The following is a 12,494-nucleotide window of genomic DNA, read 5'->3' as shown; positions in this document are numbered from 1 at the left end:
CCGGCCCGGCGTGCGAGCGCCGGGTTTTTCGCGCGGAGAAAATGAGAACCGGCCTGGGTTAGTCGCACAAGCAATCCGGCGGCAGCCCCATACACTAACATCATCTATGCACGGAAGAGGTGACGCTTCATGGTCGACCTGGGCGTAGTCATGCCCGTCTACAAGCAAAAGCCGGAATTTCTCAAGGCCGCGCTGGAGTCCGTGCTTCGGCAGTCGTACAGGGGCTTCAAGCTGATCGTCGTGATCGACGGCGCCCCCGAAATGGAGCCGCTAGTCAAGGCGTACGCCGGCGGCGACGCGCGGGTCGAGGTGATGCCGCTCGCGTGGAACCAGGGCGTGGCGAACGCGTTGAATGCCGGATTCAAGCCGCTGTATAAAATGAAGCAAATTCAATATTTGACGTGGGTATCCAGCGACAACGTGTACTACCCGGCTTTCTTCGAGACGCTGCGCAAGGCGCTGGTCAAGGGTCCAGACGAGCTCGGTCTCGTCTACAGCTCTTTTCAATCCATCGATAATGAAGATCGGCCGCTGCACGACGAGCTCAAGCTTGCCGAGCTGCGCCAATATCAATCCAAGCCCAAAGAAAAGCTGCTCGATTCCTCGATCATCGGGGTCTCTTTTATGTATAAGGCGAAATACGCGAAAATGATCGACGGCTACGGGCTGCAGCCGGTCGAAGATTACGATTATTGGCTGCGTCTGACCGAGCATTGCGAGATTAAGTACATCCCCATCGAGCTGATGGATTACCGGGTGAACTCCACCTTCAGCATATCGTCTACGCTGAAGACGGACGCACAGCACCGGTACTGGCGCTACCGCTATCATCTGGCGAGGCATATGGCCAGAAGCCGCAGGAATATCGAACCGCTCGTCACCGTGATCTATCTGGTGGGCGGGGCGGACGACAGTACGATCGGGCGCCTGGAAAATTTATATGAGCAGGCATTCAGCAATTACTACTGCTACGTGCTGGATCTGTCGCCGGACGGGCAAGCGACCGCGTTGCTGTCCACGATCTCGCATCCGACAACGGACTTCAAGCCGTTCCCGAACGAGACGGTGAACAAGGCGCTGCTGTACGCCGTGCAGATGCTCCGCACGAAGTACACGATGGTGCTCGGCCCCGCGCTTTTCCCGGACCCGATGGATATGGAGTTCCTGGTCGCGCAGCTGTCCAAGCCGAACAACGCTGCCGCGCTGTCCAGCTTTTATACCGAGGACCGCACGGATATTCAATACCGTCTGCCCTCCGGGGGGCCATGGAAACCGAACATCTACAACGAGCTTTTTCGCACGGAAGCCCTGCTCGCGATCTTAAAATCCTTGTGAATGAGTGATAAAATGAAAATCCTGTTCACCTTCTATAATCCAAGCGGCGGCATGGAGACGCTGAACCGGGTTCGCAGCCGGGCCTTGATGCGCGCCGGGCACGAGTGCCACCTCCTATACACGCACGACGGCGAGGGACGCAAAAACATCAGCGGCATCAAGACGTTCATTACGGGAAACGACTTTTTGATCGAGCGCCTGATCCAGCGGGAAAACTATGATGCGATCGTCGTGTGCACGGACATCTTTTTGCTGGAGAAGGTCCGGAATTGGGCGTACGAAGGAACGTTGATCTTCGAGATCCAGGGACTCGGTACCTACGAGACCGCGCGTGCGATTCTCGAGGACTTCGCGCACAGAGTGCGAATCTACGCGGACGCGCTGCTCTACCCCAAGACGGATCACCTGATCGAGCTGATGCGCGAGCTTTTTCCCAAGCTCCCTCACTTCTGCTTCGACGATCCGGTGGATGCCGAGCAATTCGGCTATGAATCGTATCCCAAAAAGCCGTATCCGATTCTGGGGTGGGTCGGGCGGCTGGAGAAGAACAAAAACTGGCAGGATTTTTTGCTGATCGGCAACAACTTGAGGGGCTATTATCCGGATCTGCGGCTTTGGATGTTCGACGACAATACGTTGTCGGAACCGCCCGAAAAGGCCGCCTTCGAGCAGACCTTGCAGTACCTGAAGCTATCGGACCGGCTCGTGCGCCATTCGAACATTCCGCATGAGCAGATGGCGGACTACATGTCGATCATCGGGGATTCCGGCGGATTCCTGTGCTCCACGTCGATCATGGAGGGCTTCGGGTATGCGGTGGCGGAGGCGATGCTGTGCAGATGTCCGGTGCTCTCCACGGATTCGGACGGCGTGCGCAGGTTCATCCGGCACAATAAGACGGGGAAGTTCTATCGAAGGGGCGACATCGCGCACGCGACGGAGGAGGCGCTGTCCCTCTTGAACGATCATTGGCTCCGCGCCTCCATCGTCGGGGCTGCGGAGACGCATATCCGTATTAACTTTTCGTCGCAGCTGTATACGAAGCAGTTTTTAAAAATGATGCGCCAGCTCGGCCGCAACGACTAGCGAAAGCCGCCGTCGTTGCGGCTTTTTGCGTGCGCCGGAAGGCGTTCGGACGCGTACGCGACGGCAAAGGAGTCAGCGCGCGTAAAGAAACAGCGGGGCCAGCGCCAGCTCCCGCACGCGCTGGACGACGAGCGCCGCGACGGCCTCGGCGCCGCGCTCCTGGAAGTGCGTGTCGTCGGCGACGCCGACCGGATAGTTCGCGAACTCGCCCGGCGCGCCGTGCATGAACAGCGACTCGGTGCCGCTCGGTCCGAGCGACCCGAAGAGGCGCGCGCTCATCGCGGCCAGGTCGACGAGGGGGGCGCTTTCGTCCGCCGCCAGCTCGCGGACCGCTTCGGCGTAAGCGCCATGCGTATCGAGCAAAGCGCCGTCCGGCGCGAACTTTCTCCGGTGCACGGACGTGACCAGCACGGGATGGGCGCCGCGTTCGCGGGCCGCGTCGATGTACATTTTTAAATGAAGCTTGTAAGTCGTGCCGGGATCCGTATGCCGCGCTTCGTCCGATTTCTGGTCGTTGTGCCCGAACTGGACGAACAGCCAGTCTCCCGCGCGCAGCTTGGCTGCCATCTCGTCCAAGCGTCCTTCGCCGGCGAAGCTCTTGGAGCTGCGCCCCGATACGGCGTAATTGGCGACGGCGACATCGTGCTTGAAGAAGCGCTGAAGCATTTGTCCCCAGCCCGCATAGGGGAAGCCGTCCTCGGGCTGATCGGTCACGGTCGAGTCGCCAGCGAGATACAGCGTGATCGACTCCGGCGCTGGAGCGATCTCCAGCGCGTTCAGACGCGGCGCTTCGCCCGAAAAGGCGAGCCGCAGGCAGCCGCCGCGGACGTGGACGGCGAACGTCTCCCGCGCGAATTGGCCGGCGGGCACGTCAAGACGCGGCAGCACGGGCAGTCGCGGCGACGCGGTCACGACCGTGCGGGAGGGCGCGATGGCGTCTCCGCTCAGCAGCGACACCGTATAGTTGCCGTCGGGCAGGTCGACCCTGAAGACCGCGCCGGCGGGAATGCACAGGTCGCGCTTCAGCGGGCCCGGCTCGCCGCGGTCTCGCGCCGTGACGAACCCTGCTTCTTCGAAGCCGTAGCCTCGTTCGGCGGCATAGCGGCAGTCCGCGTCCGCTTTGGCGAAGCCGGGAGCGGGCGGCGCGCTTCCGAAGTCGAGTTTAAGCGGGATTTCCGTCATGGCAGTCGCTCCTTTTTTAAGCGCGCGGTCGGCGAATTTTCAATCCATTTTAAGCCGGCGGCTCTACAATGGTATAAGTATAGTAGCAGAGCCGTACGCCTTAAAGGCAATAATCCGCGAAGCTTGTTCAAAAATCCGGGAAGGGAGCGAATTGTCCGCCGCAGCGGGCCAGAACGGATTAGAAGATCGGCGGGAGGCAAAACTAATCGTAATCCTCGCCTTGCCAGACCCTATACCATGCTTGTCCGCTGTGATAAAATATGTAAGGCAATTTGTGTCATCGCTGTGTAAACACGTGACGAAGCATGTAAAATCTAGGCATCCATTGGTGAAAGAAGGGGCTTAAACGTGTTCCGAAAAAAAGACATCTTTTTTAAAACGCTCGAGGATATGGCCGATCTGATCATGGAAACGACCGAGCGGTTCCTGGCCGCCGTCGGCAGCGAGATTCCCGACCCGAGCGCGTTTTCCAAGGAAATGAAGGAATACGAGCACCGCGGCGATCAATTCGCGCATCTGATCATCACCGAGCTGAACAAGACGTTCATCACGCCGATCGAGCGCGAGGACATTCTCGAGCTGACCAAGCTGCTGGACGACGTGCTGGACGGCATCGAGGCCGTCGCTTCCCGTTTCGATATGTATCATGTGAAAAAGCCTGACGGAAGCATCCGCAAGTTCGCGGATTGCCTGAACCGTTCTGCCGTCGAGATCAAGTCGGCGATCTACCTTCTAGGCCAGAAGAAGCTGCTCGCCATCCAGACGCACTGCGTGAAGCTGAACGAGCTGGAGAACGAAGGCGACGACTTGCTGCGCGAGAGCGTGAAGACGCTGTTCCTGAACCTCAAGGATCCGATCGAACTGATCAAGCTCAAGGAGATCTACGAGCGGCTCGAGCAGACGACCGATTCCTGCGAGGATGTCGCCAACACGCTGCAATCCATTATTATGCGCAATTCTTGATGCGCCCGGGACAGGACTGAATACATCGCATGGATAACACCTTATTAGTCGTCATCATCGTCATCCTGGCGCTGGGGTTCGACTTTATTAACGGCTTTCATGACACGGCTAACGCCATAGCCACCTCCGTATCCACCCGGGCGCTCAAGCCCCGCGTGGCGATTCTGCTCGCGGCGGTCATGAATCTGGTCGGCGCGCTGCTGTATACCGGGGTGGCCAAGACGATCGGCGGCAAGGTGACGGACCCGTTCAAGCTGGAGCACGGCCTGACGGTCGTCATCGCCACGCTGATCGCGGCCATCATCTGGAACCTGATCACCTGGTGGAGGGGCATTCCGTCGTCCTCCTCGCACGCGCTGATCGGCGCGCTGGCCGGCGCGGCGGTCACCTCCGAGGGCTGGGACGGCATAAATGTGGGCGGATTTTCGACAATCGTGATTGGATTGCTCCTTTCGCCAATCATCGCGTTCATTTTGGGGTATATAATTATGTTCTTGCTGAAGCATCTCTTCGCGAGGACGAGCCCGCACCAAGTGAACAAGGGATTCCGGACCGGACAGATTCTGACCGCCGCGCTTCAATCGTTCACCCACGGCACGAACGACGCGCAGAAGGCGATGGGCATCATCACGCTGGCGCTCGTATCCGCGGGCTGGCAGGATCATCTTGAAGTGCCGCTCTGGGTCAAGATCTCCGCGGCGCTCGCGATGGCGCTCGGCACGTCGGTCGGCGGCTGGAAGATCATCAAGACGATGGGCACCAAGATTTTCAAGATTGAGCCGATCAACGGCTTCTCGGCGGACGCGAGCTCCGCGGCGGTCATCTTCACCGCGACGCTTACCCATCTGCCCGTGAGCACGACGCATGCGATCACTTCCTCGATCCTTGGCGTGGGCGCGGCCAAGCGCTTCTCGAGCGTACGCTGGGACATGGCCGGCCGAATCATCATGACGTGGATCATCACGATCCCGATCTCGGCCCTGATCGCGGCGGCCATCTACGCGGTATTGAGCCTGTTTCACTAAAAAAAATGGGCACCGATGCACGCGCCAATGCAGCCGTTACCACATTACAATATAGAGAAACATGGTGTTCTCCACGGGACGGAGTCTGGAGGAATTCACGCCTATGATCCAAGCATCCGCACAGCAAGCCAAATCATGCGTCGAACTGCTCAAGGAGTTCCGCCTCAAAGGTACGGACGCCAGGGGCGAAAAGCTGTTTTTCGCCGGAGTGGGCAGACGCGACGTGTACAACGTGACAGCGCCGTTCCTCGACGAAGGGGAATGGGTCATCGCCGGCCGGGTTGAAGACCGCGCGAGCGAGCGTTCGTCCATCATGTTTTTTGTGGAGAAAAACGGGAAGTGGACGCCGCGCGAGGGCGCGCCCGTCTTTGAACTGCAGGATCCTTTTTTCACCTTCGTCCGCGGCGAGCTCGTGCTCGGCGGCGTTCAGGTGTTTTTCGATCCCGACGATCCCCACTACGTGACGACATGGCGCACGGTGTTCTATCGCGGCTACCGCGTTCGCGAGCTGCGGGAGTTCGCGCAGGGACCGCTGACGATGAAGGACGTGCGCCTCGTCGACCAGCAGAACGGCCGGATCGGCGTCTTCACTCGGCCGATGCCCGTCGGCGATGCGCGGGCGATGATCGGCTACGCCGAGATCTCCGATCTCGACGAGCTGACCGAGGACCTGATGGCGAACGCCGAAGTGCTGAAAGGCCAGTTCCTGAAGGTCGAATGGGGCGGCGCCAACGAGGTCCATCTGCTGAACAACGGCAGGCTCGGCGTTCTCGGCCATGTCGCCTGGATGGACTACGGCAACATTCGCCACTACTATCCGATGGTGTTCGCGCTCGATCCCGCGACCCGCGCGCATACGCCGCTCAAGCTGATCGCTACGCGCAGCTTGTTCCCCGAAGGTCCGGCCAAGCGGCCCGACCTCGAGGACGTGCTGTTCAGCGGCGGCCTGCGCCGCAACGGCGACGGCACCGCGACGCTGTACACCGGCGTTAGCGACGCCGAGGCCGCACGCATCGTCATCGATGACCCGTTCGTCGAGTACGAGGCGTAAGGCGTTAGCGAGTATAAGGCATAAAGCGTTTGCGAGTACAAGGCACAAGAGGCTAGTAACAAGGACCGCTCCGGTTGGGGCGGTCTTTGTCGTTGCAAGCGGTGTCGACGGGGCATCGTGCCGCTGGCAGGAAGCCTGTGGCGCAGAACCGCACAAGAATTGTGAGGTTCGCGGGGTGTGCGAGAAGGCGGAGCGCGCGCTGCGTGCGATTAGTGGAGTAACCTGTGGTGCATGGCTGGGAACCGCACAAAGAATGTGCGGTTCGCGGTCTTTGCGTAACGGTGGGGTGTGCGCGGGAGTGTGGTTAGTGGAGTAACCTGTGTGCACGGCTGAGAACCGCACGAAAAATGTGCGGTTCGCGGGTTGCGCGTGAAGGCGGGGCGTGCACTACGTGCGATTAGTGGAGTAACCTGTGGTGCATGGCTGGGAACCGCTCAAAAAATGTGCGGTTTGCGTATGTGCGAGAAGGCGAGGCGCGCGCTGCGTGCGGTTAGTGGAGTAACCTGTGGTGCATGGCGAAGAACCGCACAAGAACTGTGCGGTTCGCGAGGCGTGCGTAATGGCGGGGCATGAGCGGTCAGACGGACATGAGAGCCGTTATTTTGCTTGAATGCCGCGCGATTAGCAGCTAAGCGGACTCAGGATCCGCTATTCGGCGCTTCAGCGGCGGAAAAGCGGCTTCGGCTCAGGAATAGTGGATCCTCAGTCCGAAGTCGAGCAGAACGGACCCGATGACCGGAAATAACGGATCCTGGGTCCAAAGGCGATAGAGCCGCCCGGCGGCGGAGAACGACAGGGCGTGAGCTGCCGCCGCCCGCCTCATCGCCGACGGCTGCCCGCGCGCCGTCTGGCTCCGCCGTCCGTGCGCCGTCTGCGGCTGCCGCTGCCCGAACGCCGGCGCGACGAGCGTCTCCGTCTGCGGCGCCGCCTGCGAGGCGCGTAATCCTCGTCGTCGTCGGCTTCCGCGGATTTTTTGCCTTTGGACGTGAAAATCTTGATGAGCGGCGCGATCTGCTGGACGGACGACATGATCTTCTGGATCTTGCCGATGTTGCTGATCAAGCCTTCGATGCCGCCCATCTTGTCGATAAAGCCCTTGACGTTCTCCAAGTTGGCCGCGTTCAGCAGCGACCCGAGCCCTCCGCCCTTCGCGGCCGGCGCGGCCGCCTGCGCCGCGGCTTGGATTGGGGCGCCGCCGAAGAGCGCCGGCGGACCGGAGACCGGCGCGCCGCCGAGCCCTGGAAAGCCGCCGCCGGCAGCGCCGCCGAACCCGCCAAGCCCGCCGCCGGCACTGCCGCCGAGCCCGCCGAAGGAATCGAGGCCGGCTCCGCCGCCTTGCGCGGGGAATCCGCCGGGACCGCCGGTCCAGTTGCGATTGTACGAAGACGGTATGCGGTTCATGCCATCACTTCCTTCTCTGCTCTGAATCGCCGCGCCCGCCCATGCCGCAGGGCAGGATCAACCTATGGCGGCGTCCGATGATACAACATATGTGCGATGGCCCGGCGCCGAATGGACGAATGCCCGCCCAGAAGCTTAAATTTGCGGCGTTCGCCCGATTTTAGCTCTGTAAAGCGCGAATACGTTACAGGTTGAACTGCTTAACCAAACGCAGTACAATAGAGTGAACCGCTATTCATGTTCCGTTCATATAACGGAGCTACTCGTTAGAAACTGAGGTGTGCCCGAATGCAGCTGAAGAAGCTGAATGACAAGTCGATCGACCAATTGTTCGAAGCGGTTCTGACACTGAAGTCGGTGGAGGAATGCTACGTTTTCTTCGACGATCTGTGTACGGTCAACGAGATTCAGTCGCTGTCCCAGCGACTCGAGGTCGCGCGGATGCTCGGCAAGGGTCAGACGTACAATCAGATCGAAGCGGAGACGGGGGCCAGCACGGCGACGATCTCCCGCGTGAAGCGGTGTCTGAACTACGGCAACGACGGCTACAAGTTGACGCTGGACCGTCTGGGCCGCTTCGGCAAGACAACCGACGAAGCGGAGCAACAGACGGAGATTGAGCAAGTCTAGCTCTCCGATAAGTGCCCGGCCAGGGACGCTTGCGGAGCACGTATAGGATCACCGATCGGATGGAAGCAGGGGTGTTCGCACAGCGCCGGGGGCGGCTGACGAGCAGCCCTTTCATTATTTCTATAGCCTCGGGGAGGTCGGATTCGGTTCCCCATCATTTACATATTTGGCATTGCCGGACTGCCGGGCGGCAGTTATTCTATTAACATACGCGTCAGCCCGGGGAGAGACATCCATGCGAATCTGGCAATCTGTGCGGTTCAAGATCGTATTCGGCTTCTTTGTTGTAATCGCTCCCATGGTCGTCTTCCTGATCTACAACAACCTTTACGCGATGAAGGTCGTCCGCCAGCAGATCTCCGCCCACTACGACAATCTGCTGCAGACCAATATCACCGAAAACGACAATATCCTCCACGAATACATGGTCTATCTCAACCGGCTCGAGAGCAATCCCGACGTGCCGCTCATTCAGGCGCTGACCGCAGCCGACAGCGACTTCATGCTGGCGAAGATCCGGCTGCTGAACCAGTTCGTTCGCGATTCGAGCGGCATATACTACGGCATGATGGACACGCTGTTCCTTTTCGACCGCAAGGCCGACGACCTGTACTACGTCACGCAGGACAACAGCACCTATACCGAAAAAAAAGACGTGCTGCTCGGCTGGTCGCGCAATTATTTGCGAAGCAAGGGCCGCCTGCAGCCGGACGCCGGCGAGTGGACGCCCATCGTGATCGGCACCGAACCGGATTCGCGCTATCTGATGTGGACGTACGACCTCGGGCTCGACGTTTATGCCGGCGTCCTGGTCCGGGACCGCAGTTTGCTGCGCGTGCTCGAAGGCTTCGACGTCGGACCGGACGGCGGCACGTTTCTGCTGAACAAGGAGGGCGAATTGCTCGCGAACAGCGATTCGGCGCTCATGAATGATAACGTTTTCCGTCGAACGATCGCATCTCGCGCGGGCAACTACGGCATCGTGAAGCAGGGCGGAAAGTCGTATCTCGTCCTGTCTCAAGCCTCCGACCAGGTCGACGCCGTCTACGCGATCGTCATGCGCGATGACTATATTTTGCAGAACCTCCCGTTTTTTCAAAAGGTGCTCTACTACTGGATCCCGCTTCTGGTCGCGCTGCTGCTCATGATCTATCTCCTCTTCCTGCAGCGCATCATGTTCAAGCCGCTGGTCGACCTCATCCGGGGCATGCGCAAGCTCGGCCAGGGACGCTTCGACATCCGCCTGCCGACCGACCAGAGCAGCGAGTTCGCGTTCATGTCGGGCACGTTTAACAATATGGCCGGACAGATTGAAAAGCTCAAGATCGACGTGTACGAGGAGCAGCTGCGGGTACAGAAGGCGGAGTACAAGCATTTGCAGGTGCAGATCAACCCGCATTTTTATATGAACAGCTTGAATATCGTGTACAATCTGGCCGCGCTCAAGGACTTCAAATCGGTGCAAAAGCTGTCGCTGCATCTGGCGGATTACTTCCGTTTCCTCATGCAGAGCCATCGGCAGACGGTGCGGCTTGAGGACGAGCTGCGGCACATCGGGCACTATCTGGAGATTCAGAAGATCCGCTACGCGGGCAAGCTCGACTTCGACGTGCGCGTGCGGCCGGAGCATCTCGGCTGCGAGCTGTCGCCGCTGATGGTGCAGCCCTTCGTGGAAAATTCGGTCATCCATGGCTTCGGCAAAAAGATGCCCGACGGCACGATGTTCCGTATCGAGATCGAGACGGAGGCGGATGCCGAGGATCCGGAGGCGCATATGCTGCTGCGGATTCGGGACAACGGAATCGGGTTCCCGGCCGGGATGCTCGCGGATCTGGCAGCCGGTACATACGCGGAGGGGACGGGCGAGGAGCACCTCGGCATCTGGAACATTTTGCGGCGCTACCGGATGCTGTACGGGGACGAGCGGGGCATCGCGTTCGCGAACGCGCAGGAAGGCGGCGCGGTCGTGACGATCCGGCTGCCTTGCAAAGGAGCGGCGGCTGCGATCGCGGACGTGCCGAGCGGCGATGGCGGCGACGAGGAACAAGCGGGCTAGGACGGAGCGAAGTCTTGAAAGGAACGGACGGACGATCGGACGCAGGACTCGATAATCGAAGGGGGAAACGCGATGGTGACGATGCTGGTCGTCGACGACGAGATCTATGCGCTCAAGGGGATCACGCAGGGGATCGAGTGGGGGGATCTGCCGATCGCGCGCATCTTGGAGGCCGACAGCGTTCCCGAGGCGCTGCGGCAGCTGGAGGAGAATCAGGTCGACCTGGTCATCTCGGACATCGAAATGCCCGGCGCGAGCGGCATGGAGCTGCTGCGGCACATCAAGGAGGCGCGGCCGTCCACGCTGACGATCTTCTTGACCGGGCATGCCCGGTTCGAGTACGCGCAGGAGGCGATGCGCCACGGCTGCTTCGAATACGTGCTCAAGCCGGTGGACCACGACGCGCTGAAGGAGATCGTGCGGCGGGCCGTAGCGAAGATCGAGGAGCGCCGGGCGCAGCTCGCGTTCGAGGAGACGCTGGAGACGTACCGCCGCCAGTGGACGAACCAGCTCCCCATCCTGGTGGAGCGATTCTGGCAGGAGGCGATGGCGGGCGGGCTGCCGGCGTCGCCGGAACGTCTCGCAAGGGAGTACGCGACGTACGATATTCCGCTCGCCGCTGGCGATACGGTGCTGCCGGTGCTGCTAAGCGTCGAGCAGTGGGACATGGCGCTCGACGGACGCGACGAGCGCATCATGGAGTACGCGCTTCGCAAGGCCGCGGCGGAGATCATCGTCGGCCCCGAAGGGGCGGGGGCGGCCCTGCAGGATCGCGCCCAGCAGAGCCTCGTGCTGCTCTACGGCGCTTGCGGCGAGCGGGAACGGACCGCGCTGATGGCGCGCTGCCGGGATTATATTCGGGCATGCCGCGAATATTTCCACTGCAAGGTGTCCTGCTACGTGGGCGAGCCGGCGGCGCCTCAAGCTTTGGCCGGCGAGCTGGAGCGGCTCTCCCGGCTCGAACGGGCGAACGTCATGCAGCCGGAATCGGTCGTCGACGCGGCGATGGGCGCGGACCAGGCGGCCGGCGGCGCTTCTGCCGGCAGCGCGGGCGGGGGGCAGGCGCTGCCGCCGTTCATGGAATGGGGCATCTTGCTGGAGGGCGGCAGCGTGGCCGAGCTGGAAACGGCGATCGCGGACGCGCTGCGGCGGATGAAAGAAGAAGGGGCGGGCCGCGAAGGTCTCGAGCTTTTCTACTATGGCTTCGTTCACCTGCTCTATCAATCCGCGCTGCGGCGCGGCGTGCCGGCCGGCGAGCTGCTCTCGCAGCAGGAGCTGGCCGAGGGCCTCTCGGCGCGTACGCCGGACGGCATGTCGGCATGGGCGCTGCGGCTGCTCGCGAAGACGCACGCGGCGCTGCTGGACCGGCAGCGGGACGCGTCCGCCGTCATCGCCAAGATCCAGGGCTTCGTTCAGGAGCGCCTGAACGAAGACCTCGGCCGCGACGAGATCGCGAAGGCCGTCTTCCGTAATCCGGCGTATCTCTCGCGCCTGTTCCGCAAGGAGACGGGCATGTCGCTCACCGATTATATCGCCCAGGCGAAGATCGAGCGCGCCAAAAGGCTGCTCACGGACACGAACGACAAGATCAGCAACATCGCCGAGGGGCTCGGGTACATGCACTTCTCGTATTTCGCCAAGTTGTTTAAGAAGGTGACCGGCGTGACGCCGCAGGATTACCGGAAGAAGCATCAGTCGCTTTGAATGCGATATAGTCGAGAGGGTATAGGTAATTAGGCGTGGTTGGTAGCGAAAATATACCTAA

At 60.8% G+C, this 12,494-nt stretch carries 10 protein-coding genes; 8 read left to right on the top strand and 2 right to left on the bottom strand.

The features are described 5' to 3' along the window. Nucleotides 1-129: 129 nt before the first annotated feature. On the top strand, nucleotides 130-1,335 hold the full coding sequence (locus BM235_RS02140) for a glycosyltransferase family 2 protein (protein WP_090108883.1): 1,206 nt from the start codon (nucleotides 130-132) through the stop codon (nucleotides 1,333-1,335). 12 nt (nucleotides 1,336-1,347) lie between these two features. After that, nucleotides 1,348-2,421, top strand: coding sequence for a glycosyltransferase family 4 protein (locus BM235_RS02135; RefSeq protein ID WP_090108882.1), 1,074 nt, complete (start codon nucleotides 1,348-1,350; stop codon nucleotides 2,419-2,421). A 72-nt stretch (nucleotides 2,422-2,493) separates the two neighbouring features. Here BM235_RS02135 and BM235_RS02130 read toward each other — a convergent pair whose 3' ends face one another. Further along, nucleotides 2,494-3,603 (bottom strand): rhamnogalacturonan acetylesterase, encoded by a 1,110-nt coding sequence (locus BM235_RS02130; RefSeq protein WP_090108881.1) that lies wholly within the window; start codon nucleotides 3,601-3,603, stop codon nucleotides 2,494-2,496. Nucleotides 3,604-3,951: 348 nt separating this feature from the next. On the opposite strand from BM235_RS02130, the gene BM235_RS02125 reads away from it, so the two are divergent. From BM235_RS02125 to BM235_RS02115, 3 genes are all read left to right on the top strand, one after another. Further along, on the top strand, nucleotides 3,952-4,566 hold the full coding sequence (locus BM235_RS02125) for a DUF47 domain-containing protein (protein WP_090108880.1): 615 nt from the start codon (nucleotides 3,952-3,954) through the stop codon (nucleotides 4,564-4,566). A 29-nt stretch (nucleotides 4,567-4,595) separates the two neighbouring features. Continuing rightward, entirely contained in the window at nucleotides 4,596-5,591 is a 996-nt protein-coding gene (locus BM235_RS02120; RefSeq protein WP_090108879.1) for an inorganic phosphate transporter, read from the top strand. Between the two features lie 106 nt (nucleotides 5,592-5,697). Further along, nucleotides 5,698-6,642 (top strand): DUF1861 family protein, encoded by a 945-nt coding sequence (locus BM235_RS02115; RefSeq protein WP_369803464.1) that lies wholly within the window; start codon nucleotides 5,698-5,700, stop codon nucleotides 6,640-6,642. Between the two features lie 819 nt (nucleotides 6,643-7,461). On the opposite strand, the gene BM235_RS02110 is transcribed toward BM235_RS02115, so the two are convergent. After that, nucleotides 7,462-8,043, bottom strand: coding sequence for a hypothetical protein (locus BM235_RS02110; RefSeq protein ID WP_090108877.1), 582 nt, complete (start codon nucleotides 8,041-8,043; stop codon nucleotides 7,462-7,464). A 288-nt stretch (nucleotides 8,044-8,331) separates the two neighbouring features. On the opposite strand from BM235_RS02110, the gene BM235_RS02105 reads away from it, so the two are divergent. From BM235_RS02105 to BM235_RS02095, 3 genes are all read left to right on the top strand, one after another. After that, nucleotides 8,332-8,673 (top strand): YerC/YecD family TrpR-related protein, encoded by a 342-nt coding sequence (locus BM235_RS02105; protein WP_090108876.1) that lies wholly within the window; start codon nucleotides 8,332-8,334, stop codon nucleotides 8,671-8,673. A 235-nt stretch (nucleotides 8,674-8,908) separates the two neighbouring features. Next, on the top strand, nucleotides 8,909-10,729 hold the full coding sequence (locus BM235_RS02100) for a cache domain-containing sensor histidine kinase (protein WP_090108875.1): 1,821 nt from the start codon (nucleotides 8,909-8,911) through the stop codon (nucleotides 10,727-10,729). 72 nt (nucleotides 10,730-10,801) lie between these two features. Continuing rightward, nucleotides 10,802-12,433: a response regulator gene (locus tag BM235_RS02095; protein WP_090108874.1), complete on the top strand. Its 1,632-nt coding sequence runs from the start codon at nucleotides 10,802-10,804 to the stop codon at nucleotides 12,431-12,433. Nucleotides 12,434-12,494: the final 61 nt, after the last annotated feature.

Source organism: Cohnella sp. OV330 (assembly GCF_900112065.1).
GTDB lineage: Bacteria > Bacillota > Bacilli > Paenibacillales > Paenibacillaceae > Cohnella.
The sequence above is the reverse complement of the archived record's forward strand: the minus strand, read 5'-3'. Positions and strand labels throughout refer to the sequence as shown.

Coding starts and splice junctions, on each gene's coding strand:
- BM235_RS02140 (WP_090108883.1), top strand. CDS start 130: ATGGTCGACCTGGGCGTAGTCATGCCCGTCTACAAGCAAAAGCCGGAA.
- BM235_RS02135 (WP_090108882.1), top strand. CDS start 1,348: ATGAAAATCCTGTTCACCTTCTATAATCCAAGCGGCGGCATGGAGACG.
- BM235_RS02130 (WP_090108881.1), bottom strand. CDS start 3,603: ATGACGGAAATCCCGCTTAAACTCGACTTCGGAAGCGCGCCGCCCGCT.
- BM235_RS02120 (WP_090108879.1), top strand. CDS start 4,596: ATGGATAACACCTTATTAGTCGTCATCATCGTCATCCTGGCGCTGGGG.
- BM235_RS02110 (WP_090108877.1), bottom strand. CDS start 8,043: ATGAACCGCATACCGTCTTCGTACAATCGCAACTGGACCGGCGGTCCC.
- BM235_RS02105 (WP_090108876.1), top strand. CDS start 8,332: ATGCAGCTGAAGAAGCTGAATGACAAGTCGATCGACCAATTGTTCGAA.
- BM235_RS02100 (WP_090108875.1), top strand. CDS start 8,909: ATGCGAATCTGGCAATCTGTGCGGTTCAAGATCGTATTCGGCTTCTTT.
- BM235_RS02095 (WP_090108874.1), top strand. CDS start 10,802: ATGGTGACGATGCTGGTCGTCGACGACGAGATCTATGCGCTCAAGGGG.